The following is a 20,947-nucleotide window of genomic DNA, read 5'->3' on the forward strand; positions in this document are numbered from 1 at the left end:
ATCCTTTGAATTATTTGAGAGAAAAACCGTAATCGGTAAGAGCCTTTTTCAGGATCTCAAGATTTTTCTCAGACATATCGGTTAGTGGCATTCTTAATTTGCCTACATTATAGCCAAGAAGATTCATTGCGGTTTTAACAGGAATCGGATTTACTTCAACAAATAAAGAATTAATCAAATCCAACATCTTTAATTGTAAATCTCTGCTTCCCTGTACATCACCGCTTAAATACTTTTCTACAATATCATGTGTAGCTTTCGGAGCAATATTAGCAACGACAGAGATTACACCTTTCCCGCCTAAAGAAAGCATAGGTACGATCATATCATCATTGCCCGTATAGAAGTCCATGTCATCGCCACATAAAGCGACCATTTGGGCAATTTGAGAAATGTTACCGCTTGCTTCCTTGATCCCTATGATGTTTTCAATTTGAGACAAGGTTTTAAGCGTTTGAGGAGTGATATTCAATCCTGTTCTTCCCGGTACATTATATAATATAATAGGAATCTTTACACTGTTAGCAACAGCGGTAAAATGCGCGATCAAACCTTTTTGGGTAGTCTTATTATAATAAGGTGTTACAATAAGTAAGCCATCTGCACCGATTTCTTCCGAATACTTACTTAAATCAATACAGTGCTGGGTATCATTGCTTCCTGTACCGGCGATTACAGGTATTCTTCCAGCGACTTTATCAACAGTGTATTTGATTGCTTCTTTATGTTCATCATCAGGCATGGTTGAAGCTTCCCCGGTAGTACCGCAGATGATGATCGCATCTGTTTTTTCTGCAATTTGAAACTCCAATAACTCGCCAAGTTTTTCAAAATCCACCCCATCGTTTGTAAAAGGTGTAACAATAGCAACACCCGAGCCGGTAAATAACGTCTTTTTCATAATATCCCACCTTTCTAAGTAGTTAATAGGTAATAGTGAATAGTTAATAGTGAATAGTTAATAATGAAGAAATAGGAGCTATTAAAATATCTTATTTCTTCATTATTAATCATATTGACAAAGACATTAACAAAAGAACAATTAATTTAAAATTCTAGCAAACCAATAGGGTTTTAATTATTAATTGTTAATTGATTCTCACTCTTCGTTCCACATTTTTATTAGTTCTTGTGCTATCTGTATCGTGTTTGTTGCTGCGCCTTTTCTGATGTTATCGGCTACAACCCAGAGATTAACGCCGCTTTCAACGCTTTCGTCTCTACGGATTCTGCCTACGAAAACCTCATTTTTACCTGCTGCGTTTACTGCCATAGGATATACATTGTTTTCCAGGTCATCTTGAATAATAATGCCCGGTGCATTGGCGATTGTGGTTTTTAAATCATCCAACTCAAATGGTTTTTCGAATTCTATGTTGATAGATTCGCTGTGGCTGTTAAATACAGGCACTCTTACTGTGGTAGCAGTAATTTTCAAGCTTTGGTCCCCTAAGATCTTCTTGGTTTCTTCCACCATTTTCATCTCTTCTTTTGTATAGCCGTTTGGCAGGAATACATCGATGTGGGGAAGACAGTTATTTGCAATAGGATGAGGGAACTTTTTAGGTGCCTCTCCTTTTAAACCGCTTTCAAGATCCTGATATCCGCCCAGACCTGCTCCTGAAACAGCCTGGTAAGTAGAATATACAATTCTTTTGATAGTATATTTATCATGCAGGGGTTTTAACGCTACGACCGCTTGAATTGTTGAGCAGTTCGGATTAGCGATAATACCGTTATGTTTCTTTATATCATAAGGATTTACTTCAGGTACTACAAGCGGTATTTCGGGATTCATTCTCCAAGCGCTGCTGTTGTCAATGACTACACATCCTTTAGATGCGGCGATTGGAGCGAATTTTAAGCTTGTGCCGGCTCCGGCCGAGAATAGAGCGATATCAATACCTCTATCGAAAGAATTCTCGGTTAATTCTTCTACAGTATACTCTTTACCCAAAAATTCCAGTTTTGTACCCGCGGATTTGCTGGAAGAGAATAAATAATAGTTTTCTACAGGCAGGTTTATTTCTTCCAAAACCTGTAGGAATGTCCTTCCTACCATACCGGTAGCGCCTACAACGGCGATGTTGTACTTTTTCATGTTAATGGCCTCCTAATTATAATTTTACGAAAAATCAATTTGTTAATTTAACAATTTTCATCGGAATAAATAAAAATAACTGGTTAAGGATAACCAGCTGTTCTTGTAAATTATTCGCACTTATACATATGTCTGCACGACATTGTACAGGGATAATTCCAGTTACAGATAGCTCTCCATCAAAGTCAATTGATGACAGTTGTACAATTATTCACTATACAACCAGGATTTAATTTACCGGTACATTAAATCCTTCGGCATTTTTTCCTTTCAACACAACGCATCGAACCCCGGGCTCTTATTGTGCTTACTTATAAAAAATGCACCTCTATCTCATAAGTATTATTTTTTTATATCATACCATGTAAACCTAAGAGTGTCAAATATTTTTTCAACGTGCTTGTCAATTAAAAAAATTATCATAAAAACAGGAAGGGAAAAAAGTGAAATGTGTCGAATAAAACCTAATGGAAAAAATTATGTCGAGGAGTTGGAAGTATGAAAATAAAAACGGACTTAGCCATCATCGTCCTCATAGCTGTTGTATTGGGGATTTTTAGTAGCGGATATACTGCATATGCATATGCAGGACTACCTGAAAAAATACGGATTGGAATTTATTTTGAAAAATCCGCACCTGCAAGTATAGATATTAATTCTGATACCGGATTCCAAATCGGATATGAAAAAGATGGTCAGTTCCTATGTTTGAGTACTGAAACTTCAAATAAGAGTTTAGTTGTACGAAAAGATACATATTTTATCAATACAGGTAACGTGTTGCTGGAGTATTCTCCAAATAACCCCGGTATTCCCAGTGGCACCAAATACGGACCTTATCATATACAGGTAGGTGGGTCCTATGCCAATTACGACTTGGCGATGCAGGCAGTCAATAGTTTAAGACAGCAAGGATTTAAAGCTTTTCCTGCGTTTATAGATGGCAGTTTTAAGGTGTGGATCGGATTACATATATCAAAAGAGGATGCGCAAATTGAATTAGAGCAAGTAAAACAGGCGGATGCAAAAGAAAGCAAAGTGATTTCGCCCAGTGCTACAAGTGTACTGGTATTGCAAAAAGGGAAAGAAGTACCGGAGCTTGTATTCGACAGCAGTCCGTTCCACTTGTTGATACAACCGGTGCCGAGTAAGGATACGGTTCCCCTCGTCAGTATTAATGGGAAAAAATACCGTGGTGCGGCAGAGTTTAAAAGAATCACCGGTAGCGATATGACAGTTATCAATCTGATAGACCTTGAGCAATATTTATACGGTGTATTACCACGGGAGATGGGTGGGGATTGGCCGTTGGAAGCGTTAAAAGCGCAGGCTGTAGCCGCCAGAACATATGCCGCACTTCATATAAATAAATATGCAAATTTTGGATTTAATCTGTGTTCTACAACCGCAAGCCAAGTATACGGGGGCTATAGTTCTGAAAATAGCAACTGTAATAGAGCTGTAGAAGAAACCAGAGGAAAAGTGCTAACCTATAACGGGAGTCCTGCATATATATATTACTTTTCCAGCAGTGGAGGTCATACGGAAGATATAAGGAATGTCTGGGGTGGTTCAGGTGTTCCGTATCTTGTTGGAGTTGAGGATGCTTATGAGCCAACCGATCGATCAAGCAAAGGAATATGGAGTCTTGAGATGACACCGGAGAAAGTAGAAGGATTATTAAAAGCGCAAAACTATGACTTGGGAAAGATTACTTCAGTGCAGCCTATTGAATTTTCGGCGGCAGGACGGGTAGTAAAACTCAAGATTATAGGAACAAAAGGGGAGCATGTATTTGAGCGGGATAAGACTCGAACAATCTTTGGTGCAAACTTCGTAAATAGTCAGTACTATACGGTCAAGACAGATAGCGATATCTATATAGGCGGAAAAAATACAGATAGTGTTAGTATTGCGTCCGGGTCCGGGGTAAAAGTCATCAGCAGCAGCGGTGTAACATCCATTAACACTTCGTTAGGAAGATTTTATGCAAAAGGAGCCAATACCAAAAAGAGCTATGCTGTAATACCTCAGTCATATATCTTTGAAGGAAAAGGATGGGGGCATGGTGTCGGTTTAAGTCAATGGGGCGCACTAGGGATGGCGGAGAACGGATTTAAATATAATGAGATTCTTGAACACTATTTTCCAGGAACAAAAGTGGAATGATGTTGCGCACACATGAATTTTCATGTAATAATTATCAGGTGATGAAAGATACTAGTAATAGTGAATAACGAATAATGGACAATGTACAATGGACAATGTACAATGGAAAACAGCTAGTAAAAAATAAATAATGAGTGAAGTACAAAGCGGATGTTGGAAAAGTACAGAAGGTAGTTGTAAGATTGGGATTATATGACACGATGAAGTGTTGTTTCAGATATTAGCATTATACCGTACGTGTATCTATGTTTAATCCTATAACTAAAAAATTGTACATTGTCCATTTTTAAAACCATTGTCCATTGTACATTTCTTATAGCGGGGGATAGCATTTAATGAGACTTAAGGATTTTTATTATGATTTACCTCAGGAACTGATTGCTCAGGAACCTTTAATAGATAGGCAGATGTCTAAATTGATGACGGTAGACAAGAAAACAGGGCAAATCGGTCATGATGTGTTTAGGAACATTATAGATTATTTGAGGTCGGGGGATTGCCTGGTACTTAACGATACAAGGGTTATTCCGGCCAGATTATCCGGTGTTAAAGAAGACACCGGAGGGAAAATCGAATTTGTACTTTTGCACCAAACCGGGAAGAATGAATGGGAAGTGATTTTAAAGCCGGGGCGGAGAGCAAAGATAGGATCTAGGTTTGTATTTGGGAATGGTGAACTGAAGGCCGAAATAAAAAGTATTGTGAATGATGGAAACAGGATTGTACAATTTGAATACGAGGGGATTTTTGAGCAAGTTTTGGACAGGTTGGGTGAAATGCCCCTGCCTCACTATATTACAAAGAGATTGGAAGACCGTGAAAGATATCAAACTGTTTATTCAAAGAATAAAGGGTCGGCTGCGGCACCTACTGCGGGACTTCATTTTACTGATGAACTGCTGGAGAAAATTAAGCAAAAAGGTGTGGAAGTTGTATTTATTACTTTGCATGTGGGATTAGGAACTTTTCGGCCGGTTAAAGTTGAGAATATTCAACAGCATAAGATGCATTCGGAGTTCTATATTCTTAATGAAGAGGCTGCCGAACGAATCAATGCCTGCAAGAAAGAGAATGGGCGAATCATTGCAGTGGGGACCACCAGTGGCAGAACACTTGAAACAACTGCGTCGCAAAATGGTGAGGTGACAGCAGGAAGCGGTTGGACGGATATTTTTATTTATCCGGGATATCGGTTTAAAGCTGTGGATGCGTTGATCACGAATTTTCATTTGCCGGAATCAACACTGCTCATGCTGGTAAGCGCTCTGGCAGGACGTGAAAATATGATGGAGGCTTATGAGACGGCTGTTAAAGAAAGGTATAGGTTCTTCAGTTTTGGAGATGCGATGTTTATTTATTAAGAATAGTTCACAGTTCACGGTTCACAGTTCACAGAATATGAACTCTGGATCATGGGTGTTGAGCTACTAGAAGGAATGGTGAATTTGTTTAAATTACATAAAAAGAATGGAAGAGCGCGAAGAGGGGAATTTAATACTCCGCATGGTGTTATTCAGACACCGGTTTTTATGAATGTTGGAACGCTTGCGGCTATCAAAGGAGCGGTCTCAACGATGGATTTGAAAGAGGTAGGGTGTCAAGTTGAGCTCTCAAATACATATCATCTTCACTTGCGTCCGGGAGATAAAGTGGTCAGGCAATTAGGCGGGTTGCAGAAGTTTATGCATTGGGATGGACCTATACTTACCGACAGCGGGGGCTTTCAGGTGTTTTCTCTTGCTGCGCTGCGGAAGATAAAAGAAGAAGGTGTATATTTCTCCTCGCATATCGATGGCAGGAAAATATTTATGGGACCGGAGGAAAGTATGCAGATACAGTCCAATCTAGCTTCAACTATTGCGATGGCTTTTGATGAGTGTGTGGAAAATCCTTCGACTTATGAATATACAAAAGCGTCATGTGAACGTACCGTACGTTGGCTAATACGTTGCAAGAATGAGTTGGACCGCTTAAATGCTCTGTCTGGTACAATTAATCAGCAGCAGATGCTTTTTGGAATAAATCAAGGTGGAATTTATGAAGACTTAAGGATAGAGAATATGAAACAAATAGCTGAGCTGGATTTGCCGGGTTATGCCATAGGCGGATTAGCGGTCGGAGAAAGCCATGAAGAAATGTATAGGATTATTGATGTGGTTGAACCGCATATGCCTCCGGGCAAACCCAGGTATTTGATGGGGGTAGGAACGCCAAGTAATATACTGGAAGCCGTTTCGAGAGGAATTGATTTCTTTGATTGTGTGATTGTAAGCAGAAATGCAAGGCATGGTCATCTGTTTACCCAGCATGGCACCATGAATGTATTAAATGCTAAATATGAATTGGACGATAGGCCGATTGACCCCGAGTGTGGATGTCCGACCTGTAGACACTATTCCAGAGCATATATCAGGCATCTATTTAAAGCCAAGGAAATGCTGGGTATGCGGCTTTGTGTACTTCATAATCTGTATTTTTATAACAAATTGATGGAAAATATCAGAAATGCAATAGATCATGATGCATTTGAAGAATATAAGCGGGAAAATGTAGAAAAATTCGCAATTCGAATATAATTTACTATACAGATTACAGGTGTTATTAACGGGTTTTATATCTGTGAACTGTAAACCGTGAACCGTGAACTGATATAAGGAGAATATGCAATGTACGATAAGGTCTATGAACGTGTATTAAGGAGTATGACTCCTTTTCATAATAAGGTATTGAGATTCAATTATGACTTACCTTTAGAGCATCTTGGAAAGGCACTGAAAACAGTGATGATAAAGATTGAGAAATGTTTTTGTTCACAGGTGGTGTATAAAGCGCAGGACCGGCTGGAATACGACGGAAGAGCAGTAAGAGAACATGAGGAAATCAAGCTGTCGGATTTGTATGCGATTTTCGAAGATGAGCAGAGGCTATACCTTTTGGGTAATGAATATGAATGGATGAAGGTAGGGTTATTTGGAGAAGAGCTGGATTGGTATTTGAGAATTTTTATCGAAGATGATAACAATTTAGGAGAATCTGAGCTAAGAACAGGGAATATGGAAATATATGTGTGTGATGAAGTCATGCAACTGATTTTAAAAGACGTGGAAGGTCTTCAAATGGGACATATCCTGCTTGAAGGAGCGAAGAAGTATATTGAAGAAATATATATATAGTCTTATTACTCGGTAGCTAGAATCATATCATCGATGAAAATATACTCTTATCGCTTTTTTAGGCTTGAAGGATTGGAATATTAAGGCTATAATAAGATAAGGCGATGATCATTTGTATTGATCACATAAGATGAATGGAGGTGGAGTGAATGCCACAAAATTTTTTATCAATTTTAGTACCTTACATCCTTATTTTTGCAGTATTTTATTTTATATTGATACTGCCGCAGAGAAGAAAAGATAAGAAGATGAAAGAAATGCTTGCAGCACTAAAAGTAGGGGACGAAATTGTAACTATCGGCGGAATCTATGGTAAAGTAATAAGTATTAAGGATGACGTTCTTACAATAGAGGTGGGTGCGGATAAAACCAAGTTAAGAGTTGCACGTTGGTCTGTAAGGAGTATGGAAAGTTCTGCACAATAAAGTCATAAATATCATTCCTTCGAATAAATTATATTAGGGAATAATAATTCGGAGGGATGGCAATGGCGAAAATTGGTTTAGAATCACTGCAGAATTTTACTTCAGAGAATAATGTAAACATAGGTACTGTTTTAAGAGGGATTATACTAGCATATATTATTACATTAATTATTTTTCTAATATTTGCAGTATTAATTACTTACTCAAATTTTCCTGAAAGTGCAATTCCAACTGTAGTCGTTGCAACAACAGTGCTCAGCATAATGATCGCAGGTGCCAATGTTGCAAGGAAAGCAAGAAATAGAGGATGGTTTAATGGCGCTATATCCGGTGCTACATATATGATCGTCTTGTATTTCATCAGTTGTCTTGCTTTAACAGGGTTTGTGTTTGACAAATATGTAATTTATATGCTTATTTTAGGGCTATTTACCGGTGCTTTTGGAGGGATTATAGGTATCAATTTGAAAGGCGGTAGTTCTAAAAATAAAAGATAAATACTTTTCAATAAAAAAATAATATGTTATAATACGTTTTGATAAATAGCAGAGGGGGAATTATCGTGAAGCATATAAAAACTTTAAGCGGTGCGACTTTAAAGCAAAGCGCAGCTCACGGCGGATGCGGCGAATGCCAAACATCATGCCAATCGGCTTGTAAAACTTCCTGTACAGTTGCAAATCAAAAGTGTGAAAAATAATGCAAGTGTGTATATAATCAATAAGTATACATAACTATTAGTAGCCCAGGCACTGCCTGGGCTATAACAATGATAGGGAAAAAGCTAAGGGATAATACGGTAGTGAGGGGAAATAAATGATTCATAAATTTTCAATGAACGGTATTAATATCGTTCTAGATGTATATAGTGGGGCAGTACATGTAATAGATGACATTGTTTATGATGTTCTGGAGTACTATGGCGTACATAGCAAGCATGAAGTTGTTGATCTATTAAAGCACAAATATGATATTGGGAAAATTGAAGAGGCCTATCAAGAGGTAAATGAATTGAAGGAAAATGAGCTTCTGTTTACTGAAGACCCATATCAAGATTATATTGATAAGTGGGACAAGCGGTCCGTGGTAAAAGCCTTGTGCTTACATGTATCTCATGATTGTAACTTGAGGTGTAAATATTGTTTTGCTTCTACAGGAAGCTTTCATGGAGACAGACTGCTTATGAGCAGTGATATTGGACGGAAGGCTATAGATTTTGTTATTAACAATTCCGGTAAACGCCGCAATATCGAAGTTGATTTTTTTGGTGGGGAACCATTGATGAATTTCGACGTTGTAAAAGATATTTTGGAATATGCTAAAACTCAGGGTGTGAAAAACGGGAAAGAGTTTAGGTTTACCATTACCACCAATGGGTTGTTGCTAACGGATGAGATAAAACAATATATTAACGAGAATATGTCTAACATTGTTTTAAGTATTGATGGCAGTAAGGAAGTTAATGACAACATGAGAGTCAGGGTTGACGGACGTGGTTGTTATGATGCTATTGTACCCAAATTTCTTGATGTAGCAGAATCCAGAAATCAGGACAACTATTATGTAAGAGGTACATTTACTAGAAAGAACCTTGATTTTGCAAAGGATGTGCTTCATCTTGCAGATCTTGGCTTTAAGCAAACATCGGTGGAGCCTGTAGTAGCAGCTGAAAGTGAAGGATATGCCTTAAGAGAAGAAGATTTACCAACATTATTTGAAGAATATGAAAAGCTGGCGGTAGAATATCTAGCCAGAAAAAAAGAGAATAAAGGTTTTAACTTCTTTCATTTCATGATTGACTTAGATCAAGGGCCTTGTGTGGCAAAAAGACTTTCCGGGTGTGGGTCCGGTCATGAGTATGTGGCAGTAACGCCTGAGGGAGATATTTATCCATGTCATCAATTTGTAGGGAACTCAGAGTTCAAGATGGGTAATGTCATAGATGGAACAATGAAAGAAGAAATAAAGAACATGTTTCAAAAGTCAAATGTTTATACAAAAGACAAATGCAAAAATTGCTGGGCTATGTTTTATTGCAGTGGAGGATGTCCTGCGAATGCATACCAGTTCAATAACGATATTGACCAACCTTATTCAATAGGTTGTGAGCTTGAGAAAAAGCGTGTGGAATGCGCACTGATGATACAGGCAGCATTAGCATTGTAATGTAATATCTGTGTTTTACAGTCAGTTGCACAATTAGCTGTTTAGAGCATATATTTATGTATCACATGTTCATAGTAGAAAATGTAAGTAAGAAAAATGAGCCGGGTTTTTATTCACCAGGTTCATTTTTTGTTTTATTTTAATTACGTCAAAGAATTATATTTTTTTGTGACCAGTTTCAATTAAACTAATATAGTCATAAGATAATTTATGAAACGTTTCATGAATATTTTGTGAAAATTTAATGGAAACGCTTAATATTCATTGACATTTAATAATATATTATTTATTATTGCTATATATAGGTATGTAAATAACTAGATGTAAAGATAAATCATTTGAAACGATGCAGAAGATTTATGAAAATTACATTTATTTATTTGAGTTATCTACTTCCAAGAGCAATGATTTAAAACTAATGATTTCATTACATGCGGAGGTAAAAACTAATAAATTTATAAATTTAAGGAGGTTGGAAAATGAATAGTGAATTGAGTGCAAAAGAGTATGTAGCTGGCCTTGTGGAAAGAGCAAGAAAAGCACAGGAGATTGCTGAGGATTATACACAGGAAAGGGTAGATGAGCTTATAAAAGCCATTGCCTGGGAGGTTGTAAAAGAAGAAAACGCTCATAAAGTAGCTACCCTTGCTGTGGAAGAATCCCGCCTGGGAAACTATGAGGGCAAGTATGCGAAGATCAAAAAGAAAATAAGGGGCGCGCTCCGGGATATGAAAGATGAGAAATCAGTAGGTGTGATTGAAAGAGATGAAAAGAAAGGGCTCATCAAAATAGCAAAACCCGTAGGTGTTATTGGAGCGTTGGTTCCGTGCACCAATCCGGAAGGTACGCCGGTGGCTAAAGCCATGTGCGCAATAAAAGGAAGAAATGCAATCGTGTTTTCGCCGCATCCTAGAACAAAGAAGACAAATAAAATGGTTGTAGACCTTATGAGAGAAGCGCTCAAAAAGCATGGTGCACCGGAAGATTTGATCATTACAGTTGAAGAACCTACGATAGAAATTAGCAATGAAGTGATGAAACAGTGTGACCTTATTGTAGCTACCGGAGGGACTCCAATGGTAAAAGCAGCTTACAGTTCCGGAACACCGGCATATGGTGTAGGAACAGGAAATGCCGTAGTGATTGTTGATGAAACCGCAGATATTAAAGATGCCGCAAACAAAATCATGTTAAGTAAAACCTTTGATTATGCGACAAGTTGTTCAGCAGAAAATTCACTGCTCATTCAGCAGGATATATATGACTCGTTTATTGAAGCACTCAAGCAGGAAGGCGGCTACCTGGTGAACAAAGAAGAAAAAGAACGGCTTCAAGCAGCGCTATGGGTGGATGGGCATTTGAACCCGAAAATTATCGCACAGCCGGCTCAAGTCATTGGTGAAGCAGCAGGAATGAAGCTTTCCGATGACATCAAATTTATTATGGTAGAAGAGCAAGGAATAGGAAAAGAATATCCTTTTTCAGGAGAAAAACTATCGGTAGTGGTTACGCTGTATAAATATAATGCTTTTGAAGAAGCCATTGAAAAGGTAAATACTATTACCAGCTATCAGGGAAAAGGTCATTCCTGCGGAATACATTCCAACAATGAGGAACATATTTTAGAACTTGGCTTAAAGACAAAGGTAAGCAGAATCATGGTGAGACAGCCGCAGTGTTATGGAAATACAGGAGATTGGGTAAATGGCATGCCGTTTACCATGACACTAGGGTGCGGAACATGGGGAGGCAATATTACCTCAGAAAATATAGCATGGAAACATTTTATCAATACGACTTGGGTAGCCTCACCTATTGAAGCCATTATTCCAACCGATGAGGAATTGTTTGGCGATATCATGAAGGATTGACAATGGAAGCAATGCAAATGAGTCTCCGGATAAGGCTTAATGAAGATATCGAAGTAAAGGATATCTATAGGAGACTTTGGCAAAGTCGAATTTAGCATATAGAGGAAATGGAACTTTGGGACAGTCCTTGCTGTTTGTGCGGTTTTGGCATAACAGAGGGACTGTCCACATGTTTGATTTCCAAACGATTAAGCGCTTCTTCACATTGTCGTATAAATATGTGCAAATACTAAACAAGTTGGATAACCGAATTGTTTTTTATCGTATTTATGTATATAATAATATTGCCTTATATTGTACTGGAAATAAGATATATTTGACATACAAGCAAATGAATAAAGTGCGGAGTGTTAGAGATGAAAATAACAGTAGAAGACGTGGCCGTAAAAGCAGGTGTTTCAAAAGCAACGGTTTCACGAGTCATGACAAAAAAAAGTAATGTTAACCCGGAAACCAGACGTATTGTTGAAAAAGCATTGAAAGAGCTAGGTTATACACCCAGAAGTCAAGCTGCTAAGGAGAATGAAAATAGTGTAATAAAGATGGTAATGGTTGTTGTAGGAGATGTAACCAATCAATTCTACGCAGGATTGATCAAAGGGATTAGTGATGTTATTCATGCGAGCGGCAACATGGTTGTACTCTGTAATAGTGAATATAATGCAGCTAAGGAAGTTGAGTACATTAAGTATGCTGATAGCTGTAATTTTCTAGGCGTTATTATGGTTACCGCCATGGAATCACAAGAACTTATCAACTTGCTTAATGTGATAAGATGTCCTGTTGTTCTGGTTAATCGTTACCTAAGGTCAATGGATCTTGATGTAGTTTGTATTGATAATTACCGGGGTGGATATATGGCAACCAGTTACTTAATTGAAAATGGGCACAAAAATATAGCCCATATTGCAGGGCCGAAAAACTCAACTGCCAGTCAAGATAGGTTAAGAGGATATACAGATGCAATGAAAGATGCTAACTTGAGTATATCTAGAAATGCAATTTTTTATGGAGACTTAAAAAGAAAAAGTGCTTATGAATTCGGAAAAAGTTTTTTAAAACTGGAAGAAAAATTTAGCGCAGTTTTCGTTGCTAATGATATCATGGCGGTAGGCTTTATAGATGCCTTGTATGAAGAAGGTGTGAGAGTTCCTGATGCTGTGAGTGTTATCTGCTTTGACAATTCCCCTGTTGCGGTTCAGGGGATGGTGAAACTCACCACAGTATGTATGGATCCGTATCCAATGGGAAAATCTGCCGCAGACATGCTACTTCGTAAGATTCAGCATAGTGAAGTGGAAAATAAAAAGCTTGTTTTTTCACCTGAAATGATAGTCAGAGAAAGTGTAAAGCAATATTCAGAATAATATTAAATATAGAGAATATCATATAAAACAACAAAAAATGATCGGAGGACATTTGCAATGTTTTACAGAGAAATAGGAAGATCCGGCATTAAAGCTACTGTTGTTTCCTTAGGGACTTGGGCAGCAGGGGGTGACACTGCTTGGGGTGGCAGAGATGATGAAACGGCTATAAAAGCTATAAAGACAGGTATTGATAGTGGGTTTAACTTAATTGATACTGCTCCTGCATATGGATTTGGACATAGCGAAAGACTGGTTGGCAAAGCGATTGAAGGCCAACGCTCAGATATCATCATTTCAACTAAATGCGGGCTTCGTTGGGATACTGAAGAAGGAAGTTTTAAGTTTGCCAGAGATGGTAAGAAAATTTATATCAACCTGTCAAAAGAATCCGTAAAGAAGGGCGCTGAAGAAAGCCTTAGAAATCTTCGTACCGATTATATTGATATTTTCATTACTCACTGGCAGTCAGTAGAACCCTTTAACACACCCATCAGTGAAACCATGGAAGCTTTGTTAGAACTAAAAAAAGAGGGTAAAATCAGGGCTATCGGTATTTCAAATGTAACGCCGGAACAGGTTGAAGAATATGTGAGGTGTGGACAGATTGATCTCATACAAGAGAAGTATTCTATGCTTTCAAAAGATCATGTAGAAAAAAATCTGTTTCCTCTCTGTGAAAAATATGATATTACTATGCAGGCATATATGCCGTTAGAGCAGGGGCTTTTAACAGGTAAAGTAACGATGGATTCCGTTTTTCCTGATACGGACATAAGAAACAAAATTTCATGGTACCAACCTGAAAAACGTATTAAAGTTATAAATATGTTAAACGGTTGGAAGCGCCTCTGTGAAAAGTACAACTGTGAGCTTTCCCACCTAGTAATTGCATGGACAATAGCGCAGTCTGAAAAAGTCAATGCGCTTTGCGGCGGTCGCAAGCCTGAACATGTTACTGAAAATGCGAAAGCAGGAAACGTAGCTTTAGAAAACAGTGATATTGAAAAAATGAATATGGATATTGGAAAGCTGTATTAAATAGATCTATTAGACTTTTAGAGGCTGCAAAGGTTTGTAATAAATTGAAAGGTTTTAGGTATAGATAACTAAATGCAGTACAATTTTGGAATTTATATATCATACCAGTTTATGTAGGGGTGGACGACTCTGTCCACCCCTACATAATACAACAACGTAACATTTAACTATCTATAATAAATAAAACTAAATACTTTAATGTTTGCTATTTATCATACATAAAAATACAAAGTTATCTGTAAATAAAAAATTATGATTTGGAACCGATCTCGTATTCAGATAACCTTTTATAAAATAATATCATATTATATATAGAAAATTCAACAACACTTGGGAAATAGTTATACGTTTATAGATATACCGGTAAAAAAATACATGACAAAGTTTTATAAAGAATAAGAGAGGAATTAGAAGTAATTTCATCAAAATCTACAATAATCACGTATTTTAATATTTGCAATAATATCCGTTAAAAGAGTATAATTTTATACATAAATAGAACATCGTTTTGTATATTATTCATAGTTTTCAAATAATAAGTTATATGTAGTACATTTTACAGTTGAAATAAATGTATATTACGTATTAATCTGCAGTACTTGAATTTTATAGTTCAATTAAATGGGATCGATCCCAATACAATAATCTTGTTAAAGTAGTATATCTCTTATAGGAATCAATAATAATAAATTGATCTTTACTTAAAATATCTTGGAGAACTTACTTTGTAAAAACAGTTTCAGATGTTTAAAGTGATTAAATTTCTTTTAGTAGAAAGAGGGATAACTTTATGAATCCAGCAGACAACAGTATTTGGCTTTCTGAAGCTGTGAAGGGAATGAAGAAAGAAGTTTATAGCAATAAAGAATATGATATTTTTGAAGAACAGCCGGATAATTTATATATAAGTCTTTGCAATACAGCAGCTCTTTTTCCGGGAAAATTTGCTCTTGTGGAGCAGGAGAGACAAGTGACTTTCAAACAATTCAAAGAAATGGTAGACAGGACCGCTTCAAATCTTTATTCTACATACGGTGTAAGAAAAAGAGATAGAGTAGCGTTGCTAATGGTGGATAGTATTGATTTTTGTATATGTTTTTATGCTTTAGCAAAATTGGGATCGATCTCAATGCACTAACGGAACAAGAGGTTAAAAAGTGGGCAAGTGAACACATGGCAAAATATAAAGTTCCAGAATATGTAGAGTTTGTTGATAGCTTACCACAGACAACCAGTGGAAAAATAAGCAAGAGAATGGTTAGAGATATATATGGTTCCGCATAATGTAATGGAACTATTATTAAAATTGGGATCGATACCAAAAACATCTTATAATTTTATTGGGATTTTAGAACTTATTTAATATTTTGTATTTCTTAAAGTTTTTTAAATATCGAGGTGAAAGAATGAAAGCAAATTTTATTAGTGATAAAGAAGCAGCTGGAAATATTATGCAACGGGTCCATTGCCAGAAAAAAAGGACAAAAGATGATTTTTGTAACCGAAAGAGCTGTATTTGAATTAAGAAAAGAAGGACCGGTATTAATTGAAATTACACCCGGTATAGATTTAAAAAGAGATGTACTCAGCTTGATGGAATTTACGCCTGTTATTGATAGAAACCTAAAAGTGATGGATGCAAGGATTTTTGAAGAAGGTCAGTTTGGTTTAAAAGAAATAATCAATAAAAAATAAAAGAGGAAGAAGGGTTTTTGGATGAGGTTAAAAGATAAGGTTGCTAGTGTTACCGGAGCAGGATGGGGTTTAGGCAAAGGCCATTGCGTTAAAGCCAGCGCAAGAGGGGGCGAAAGTGGTAGTCAGTGACATTGATATGAACAATGCCAGCGAGACGTGTAAGGAAATACAGCAAAGCGGTGGGCAAGCAATTGCAGTTCAGACCAATCAATGATGGTGCAATAGTGTTTGAAAACTGCTTGGTATAACAATTATTATATCAAGCATATTCGCCATTATTTTTATATTATTGCGAGATGATATTGTTTAAAATAAAAAGAAGTATGAAGGAGGAGATGAATGTTGGTACCGGTATGGAAAGTAACAGCTTTAAAAATGGGTGATCTGGTTGTAGATAAGTCCTCACTCACTTACTCAAAAGATTTAGGCAAGCAAGTTACAATTCCAATTTGGGCAGCAGCAATTGAAAATGGAGATTGCAAGATTATTGTAGATACAGGTATTCATAGTCAAGAATGGGTAAACGAGAATATTACTATCTGTATGCAAGCTGATGATGAAACAATGATTGGTGCATTAAAAAAAGGGGTTGACTGGCTGCCGGAAGATGTAGATATTGTTATTAATACGCACCTGCATTACGATCATTGCGGAAATAATCATCTCTTTAAAAATGCCCAGTTTATTTTACAGGAAGAAGAATGGAAGAATGCATTTCATTCGCTGCCTACACAAAAACAATTCTATTTGAGAGAGCTATATGATTGTAGAGCTGTAAACTATTTTAATTGGAAGTTTGTCACAGGAGAAGTGGAAGTTGCTCCCGGGGTTAAAGTATTTACAACGCCAGGACACACATCAGGTCATCAATCAGTCTTGGTAAATACGGAAGAAGGGGTACTGTGCATCTCAGCGGATGTCGCTAATTTGGTAGAAAATATTAACGACAATGTTCCACCTAATATATTGAATAGTACCGAACAATGGTTCAGCAGTCTGGATGAAATCAGGCAAAAGGCGCAACTTATACTTCCGGGGCACGAGCCTGCTATCAGGAAATATCAGACAAGCAATTTCCCTGCAATAACGAGTTTTTAATACACTCATTCCACAAGAATATTGCTTAACGTGATGAGTGAGTTAAAATACTAAATATTAAACTAATTAAGGAGGATGTTTTATGAGAGTGAAGGGTTTGGCAATTCTATTAGCTGTATTGTTGTCAGTGATTCCATTAGGTGGATGCGGTGGTTCTAAAACTGCTACCGAGCCTAACGAAAAAGCAGAGACCGGTGGTACTGCGCAGAATGATAAGAAAGAAGCGGATAACAAGGAGCAAAAGAAAGATGGGTTCGTGATCGGATTTGCAAATGGGTATATCGGAAATACATGGCGTGCACAATTTGTTGAAAATTTCGAAAATGCAGCAAAAAAATATAAAGAAGAAGGAATCCTAAAGGATTTTCAAGTTGCAAATAGCAATGCAGATGTTACTCAACAGTTAAATCAGCTTAATTCAATGATTAACAGCGGTGTTGATGCTTTGATGATTGATCCGGTATCGGCTACATCTTTAAGCTCGGTTGTGGCAAAAGCTAAGCAAAAAGGAATATTAGTAGTCATTACGAATGACCCTGCGGCATATGAAGGGACGTATGCAGTTATTGGTAATAATGATGCATTCTGGCGTATTCAAGCCAAATGGATCGCTGAAAAACTAGAGGGAAAAGGTGACATCGTTCAAATCACTGGTCTTGCGGGAAATACCGCTGATACATTACGTGTTGAAGCAGCAAAAGATGTACTAAGCGAATATCCTGGTATTAAAGTTCTTGCATCTGTTCCCGGAGGTTGGTCTCAATCTGAAGCTCAAAAAGTTATGTCAACTTTTTTATCTACCTATAATAAGATCGATGGAATATTAATGCAAGACGTAATGGCAGAAGGTGTCCTTCGTGCATATGAAAATGTCGGTAAAGAACTGCCTTTAATGACAGGTGATTATACCTTCAGCTTCTTAAGAGCATGGAAAGATAAACCTGAGATGGAGTCTATCGGCGTACCTTATGCACCTGGAATCGCAGTGGATGCTTTAAGAATAACAATTGGTCTTTTACAAGGAAAAGAAATAAAAGAAGATACTTATCAGCCAAATCCATTAAATCCGTCATTGAAAAATGCGGTTATGATTGACCCTCCGTATGTTGTAACAAAAGAGGGAAAACAGGATGCTCCTTGGATGGAAGGACTTCATTTTACAAAGGCAATTACGCTTGATGAAGCTGTAAAACTTGGTGAAGGAAAAGCTTCAACAGCTGCATTGGACGCATCTCTAACTGATGAGCAGATTAGTACATTCTTTAAATAGGTTAAATAGAGTCGGGAATTAAAGATTATAAATAGTATAAACAGTATAGACGGCTTTTATATATAGAGAATAACCGATATAAAAGTCGTCACAATTTAATGTTTAAAAGAGGTGAGTTTCCAAGTGAATTTACGTTGTGATGGAATTTCCAAAATATATGGTTCTGTTATTGCAATAAGTAATGCCGATCTTTCCGTAAAGAAAGGAGAGGTACGTGCGATACTAGGTGGGAATGGTTCGGGGAAAAGCACATTGGCAAAAATTTTGGGAGGCGCTGTTAAACCTAATGCAGGAAATATTGAAGTATATGGGAGACCATATACGGTTCAGTCACCGTCAGAAGCAAAAAAAAATGGTGTTGTCATTACTTCTCAAGAGCTGAGTTTATTCATGAATTTGACCGTTGAAGAAAATCTATGCATATGCAATATTCCTGTAAGCGGAAGTATTTTTACCGATAAAAAAGCAATCAAAGAAAAAGCATTATATATACTTAAAAAGTTGGGACTTGAAGAAATACTTTATAAAAGTATAGCATCATTACCTGCTAATGAACAATATCTTATCGAGTTTGCTAAAGCATTGGTTCAAGAGCCCCAAATTTTGATTATTGATGAGATCACTTCAGCGCTGTACCGTAAAGATGTTGAAGTAGTGAAAAAAATTATCAATGAACTTAAAGAAAAAGGATGCTCAATACTATTTATTTCACATCGTATGCCGGAGATCTACTCTATCTGTGATTCAGTTACAGTAATGAAAAATGGAGAGACAATCGGTACTTTCAGAATTGATGAAAAAGATGAAAATGAATTGTTATCATTAATGACCGGACGTAATATATGCAGTAATCAACATAAAGTTCAAGAAATAGAAATTCAAGAAGCAGATAAACGTGAGATAGTGATATCAATCAATGATATAGAGTTGCCGCAGTTTCACAGCAAAATTGATTTGGAGTTAAAAGAAGGCGATATCATTGGGATTGCAGGCCTACAAGGACATGGGCAATCAGATTTGGTTAGAAAACTTTTTGGTATGGAAGGACCTGTTGATTTATCTGTCCATGGAAAACAAAGACATATTGCATCACCTTACCAAGCAGTGAAAGCAGGTTTTGCATTTATATCGGGAAATAGAGAGCAAGAAGGCACATTTAGAGAACGGTCGGTTTCTGAAAATCTTAGGGCTGTTTCGAATTTGGTGCTTAAGAAAGAGAAAGTTGATGAATTAAAACTGCTGAAGGATTACGGGGTAAAATTTGACACGCCAAAGCAGCAGATTACTGCTTTAAGTGGAGGAAATCAGCAAAAAGTTGTTATTGGTCGGTGGACATCAACACTTCCTAAATTATTGCTTGCTGATGATCCCACAAAAGGGATTGATGTTCAAGCCAGGCGGGATGTACATCAAATCATGCGTCAATTAGCAGAGAGCGGTTCTGTTGTTATTATGGTATCCAGTGATGATGAAGAGTTAGTAGAACTAACCCAGATCACTAAATATTCTAAAGTAATCGTTATGTATGAAGGCAAAATTGTAAGAGTATTAACAGGTGCCGATATTACCGAAGAAAATATTGCTGCAGCTTCAATGCCGATAGAAAAGGAGTGTTCCGCATGAAACAAACCGCGAAGAATATTTTAAAATGGCCTCCATTTCCTGCATTTCTTTTATTGATGGCTTTTATAGTATTAAATGCTATTATTACTCCGGGATTTCTAGATCTAGGATTTTTTACGGGATTCCTTTCATCCAATGTTCCCCTTGTTTGTGTTGCGATAGGTGTTTCTGTTGTTTTGATAGGCGGAGGGATAGATATTTCCCTGGGTGCGGTTGTATCCCTCATTAATGTCATATTTGTAACACTTATTGGTTTAGGGTGGAATTTAGGTGCTGCGATCATGCTATGTTTAGTCATATCTATCATACTGGGTGCTATCAATGGCTTTATTGTAGGGTTTTTGCGTGTGACTCCACTGTTGGCGACATTTGCAACCTCTTCCATATTCGGTGGCTTGGCATTATGGATTATGCCAACACCGGGGGGAGCAGTTCCGATGGATTATGTTACTTGGTACAATGATACTTGGCTGGGGATACCTATTTCTATCCTGTTTATTTTAGTCTCATTCTTATTGTGGCTATTCTTAAAGTACAGTCCTGTCAGGTTATGGCTGTACTCCATCGGAAGAGATGAGAATAAAGCATACGTATCAGCGGTTCCTGTTACATGGATTCAATTCTTCATATATACTTTTGCGGCCTTTGCCTCCGGAATCGGTGCTATTGCATTGACAGGAAGTGTTGGAGCCGGTGATCCATTAATCGGTCTGTCATTCTCAATGAGTTCCATTGCAGCATGTGTCATTGGAGGTATCACTCTATCAGGAGGGATTGGTGAGACAACGGGAGCAGTTTTCGGATCTTTGTTCCTAGGTTTAGTAATTACTACTGTTTTATCCGTAAGCGTGGACCCTTTTTATCAAGAATTTGTACAAGGTTTGATTCTTCTGGTCGGAGTACTCGGGGCAACCATCGTTGGAAGAAAAACTTTAAATATACAATAAT

The 20,947-nt window shown here is 37.3% G+C and carries 19 protein-coding genes and 1 riboswitch; of the genes, 17 read left to right on the top strand and 2 right to left on the bottom strand.

Annotated features, from left to right (window positions below; translation table 11 throughout):
- Positions 1–10: 10 nt before the first annotated feature.
- Together dapA and QKW49_RS25090 are read right to left on the bottom strand one after the other, a co-directional pair.
- Positions 11–901 carry a 4-hydroxy-tetrahydrodipicolinate synthase gene (dapA, locus tag QKW49_RS25085; protein WP_282865368.1) on the bottom strand — a complete coding sequence of 297 codons (891 nt, stop codon included), beginning with the start codon at positions 899–901 and terminating at the stop codon, positions 11–13.
- A 198-nt stretch (positions 902–1,099) separates the two neighbouring features.
- Positions 1,100–2,101 carry an aspartate-semialdehyde dehydrogenase gene (locus tag QKW49_RS25090; protein WP_282865369.1) on the bottom strand — a complete coding sequence of 334 codons (1,002 nt, stop codon included), beginning with the start codon at positions 2,099–2,101 and terminating at the stop codon, positions 1,100–1,102.
- A gap of 161 nt (positions 2,102–2,262) precedes the next feature.
- A riboswitch (Lysine riboswitch) is annotated at positions 2,263–2,440 on the bottom strand.
- 159 nt (positions 2,441–2,599) lie between these two features.
- Between QKW49_RS25090 and QKW49_RS25095 the strand changes: the two genes are divergently transcribed.
- The 17 genes from QKW49_RS25095 (at position 2,600) to QKW49_RS25175 (ending at position 20,946) form a co-directional block, all read left to right on the top strand.
- Entirely contained in the window at positions 2,600–4,270 is a 1,671-nt protein-coding gene (locus QKW49_RS25095) for a SpoIID/LytB domain-containing protein (protein WP_282865370.1), read from the top strand.
- Positions 4,271–4,605: 335 nt separating this feature from the next.
- Complete coding sequence (gene queA / locus QKW49_RS25100) at positions 4,606–5,631, top strand: tRNA preQ1(34) S-adenosylmethionine ribosyltransferase-isomerase QueA (protein WP_282865371.1); 1,026 nt, start codon at positions 4,606–4,608, stop codon at positions 5,629–5,631.
- Between the two features lie 84 nt (positions 5,632–5,715).
- Positions 5,716–6,846, top strand: coding sequence for a tRNA guanosine(34) transglycosylase Tgt (gene tgt / locus QKW49_RS25105; protein ID WP_282865372.1), 1,131 nt, complete (start codon positions 5,716–5,718; stop codon positions 6,844–6,846).
- A 90-nt stretch (positions 6,847–6,936) separates the two neighbouring features.
- Positions 6,937–7,443, top strand: coding sequence for a hypothetical protein (locus tag QKW49_RS25110; protein ID WP_282865373.1), 507 nt, complete (start codon positions 6,937–6,939; stop codon positions 7,441–7,443).
- Between the two features lie 149 nt (positions 7,444–7,592).
- Positions 7,593–7,868: a preprotein translocase subunit YajC gene (gene yajC, locus QKW49_RS25115; protein WP_282865375.1), complete on the top strand. Its 276-nt coding sequence runs from the start codon at positions 7,593–7,595 to the stop codon at positions 7,866–7,868.
- A 62-nt stretch (positions 7,869–7,930) separates the two neighbouring features.
- On the top strand, positions 7,931–8,365 hold the full coding sequence (locus QKW49_RS25120) for a TIGR04086 family membrane protein (RefSeq protein WP_282865376.1): 435 nt from the start codon (positions 7,931–7,933) through the stop codon (positions 8,363–8,365).
- Between the two features lie 65 nt (positions 8,366–8,430).
- Complete coding sequence (scfA, locus tag QKW49_RS25125) at positions 8,431–8,568, top strand: six-cysteine ranthipeptide SCIFF (RefSeq protein ID WP_349239064.1); 138 nt, start codon at positions 8,431–8,433, stop codon at positions 8,566–8,568.
- Between the two features lie 116 nt (positions 8,569–8,684).
- Positions 8,685–10,034 carry a thioether cross-link-forming SCIFF peptide maturase gene (scfB, locus tag QKW49_RS25130; RefSeq protein WP_282865377.1) on the top strand — a complete coding sequence of 450 codons (1,350 nt, stop codon included), beginning with the start codon at positions 8,685–8,687 and terminating at the stop codon, positions 10,032–10,034.
- Positions 10,035–10,513: 479 nt separating this feature from the next.
- On the top strand, positions 10,514–11,905 hold the full coding sequence (locus tag QKW49_RS25135; protein WP_282865378.1) for an aldehyde dehydrogenase family protein: 1,392 nt from the start codon (positions 10,514–10,516) through the stop codon (positions 11,903–11,905).
- A 356-nt stretch (positions 11,906–12,261) separates the two neighbouring features.
- A complete protein-coding gene (locus tag QKW49_RS25140; protein WP_282865379.1) occupies positions 12,262–13,272 on the top strand; it encodes a LacI family DNA-binding transcriptional regulator in 1,011 nt (336 codons plus the stop codon).
- 57 nt (positions 13,273–13,329) lie between these two features.
- Entirely contained in the window at positions 13,330–14,313 is a 984-nt protein-coding gene (locus QKW49_RS25145; RefSeq protein WP_282865380.1) for an aldo/keto reductase, read from the top strand.
- A gap of 790 nt (positions 14,314–15,103) precedes the next feature.
- On the top strand, positions 15,104–15,451 hold the full coding sequence (locus QKW49_RS25150; protein WP_282865381.1) for an AMP-binding protein: 348 nt from the start codon (positions 15,104–15,106) through the stop codon (positions 15,449–15,451).
- A gap of 287 nt (positions 15,452–15,738) precedes the next feature.
- Positions 15,739–16,008 carry a hypothetical protein gene (locus QKW49_RS25155; protein ID WP_282865382.1) on the top strand — a complete coding sequence of 90 codons (270 nt, stop codon included), beginning with the start codon at positions 15,739–15,741 and terminating at the stop codon, positions 16,006–16,008.
- 339 nt (positions 16,009–16,347) lie between these two features.
- Entirely contained in the window at positions 16,348–17,106 is a 759-nt protein-coding gene (locus QKW49_RS25160; protein WP_282865383.1) for an N-acyl homoserine lactonase family protein, read from the top strand.
- Between the two features lie 82 nt (positions 17,107–17,188).
- Positions 17,189–18,376 carry an ABC transporter substrate-binding protein gene (locus tag QKW49_RS25165; protein WP_282865384.1) on the top strand — a complete coding sequence of 396 codons (1,188 nt, stop codon included), beginning with the start codon at positions 17,189–17,191 and terminating at the stop codon, positions 18,374–18,376.
- Between the two features lie 123 nt (positions 18,377–18,499).
- Positions 18,500–19,999 carry a sugar ABC transporter ATP-binding protein gene (locus tag QKW49_RS25170; RefSeq protein WP_282865385.1) on the top strand — a complete coding sequence of 500 codons (1,500 nt, stop codon included), beginning with the start codon at positions 18,500–18,502 and terminating at the stop codon, positions 19,997–19,999.
- Positions 19,996–20,946: an ABC transporter permease gene (locus QKW49_RS25175; protein ID WP_282865386.1), complete on the top strand. Its 951-nt coding sequence runs from the start codon at positions 19,996–19,998 to the stop codon at positions 20,944–20,946. Before QKW49_RS25170 ends, QKW49_RS25175 begins: the two co-directional genes overlap by 4 nt.
- Position 20,947 lies beyond the last annotated feature (1 nt).

Source organism: Petroclostridium sp. X23 (genome assembly GCF_030013905.1).
In the GTDB taxonomy this organism is placed as follows: Bacteria; Bacillota; Clostridia; order SK-Y3; family SK-Y3; genus X23.

Coding starts and splice junctions, on each gene's coding strand:
- dapA (WP_282865368.1), bottom strand. CDS start 901: ATGAAAAAGACGTTATTTACCGGCTCGGGTGTTGCTATTGTTACACCT.
- QKW49_RS25090 (WP_282865369.1), bottom strand. CDS start 2,101: ATGAAAAAGTACAACATCGCCGTTGTAGGCGCTACCGGTATGGTAGGA.
- QKW49_RS25095 (WP_282865370.1), top strand. CDS start 2,600: ATGAAAATAAAAACGGACTTAGCCATCATCGTCCTCATAGCTGTTGTA.
- queA (WP_282865371.1), top strand. CDS start 4,606: ATGAGACTTAAGGATTTTTATTATGATTTACCTCAGGAACTGATTGCT.
- QKW49_RS25110 (WP_282865373.1), top strand. CDS start 6,937: ATGTACGATAAGGTCTATGAACGTGTATTAAGGAGTATGACTCCTTTT.
- yajC (WP_282865375.1), top strand. CDS start 7,593: ATGCCACAAAATTTTTTATCAATTTTAGTACCTTACATCCTTATTTTT.
- QKW49_RS25120 (WP_282865376.1), top strand. CDS start 7,931: ATGGCGAAAATTGGTTTAGAATCACTGCAGAATTTTACTTCAGAGAAT.
- scfB (WP_282865377.1), top strand. CDS start 8,685: ATGATTCATAAATTTTCAATGAACGGTATTAATATCGTTCTAGATGTA.
- QKW49_RS25135 (WP_282865378.1), top strand. CDS start 10,514: ATGAATAGTGAATTGAGTGCAAAAGAGTATGTAGCTGGCCTTGTGGAA.
- QKW49_RS25140 (WP_282865379.1), top strand. CDS start 12,262: ATGAAAATAACAGTAGAAGACGTGGCCGTAAAAGCAGGTGTTTCAAAA.
- QKW49_RS25145 (WP_282865380.1), top strand. CDS start 13,330: ATGTTTTACAGAGAAATAGGAAGATCCGGCATTAAAGCTACTGTTGTT.
- QKW49_RS25150 (WP_282865381.1), top strand. CDS start 15,104: ATGAATCCAGCAGACAACAGTATTTGGCTTTCTGAAGCTGTGAAGGGA.
- QKW49_RS25160 (WP_282865383.1), top strand. CDS start 16,348: ATGTTGGTACCGGTATGGAAAGTAACAGCTTTAAAAATGGGTGATCTG.
- QKW49_RS25165 (WP_282865384.1), top strand. CDS start 17,189: ATGAGAGTGAAGGGTTTGGCAATTCTATTAGCTGTATTGTTGTCAGTG.
- QKW49_RS25175 (WP_282865386.1), top strand. CDS start 19,996: ATGAAACAAACCGCGAAGAATATTTTAAAATGGCCTCCATTTCCTGCA.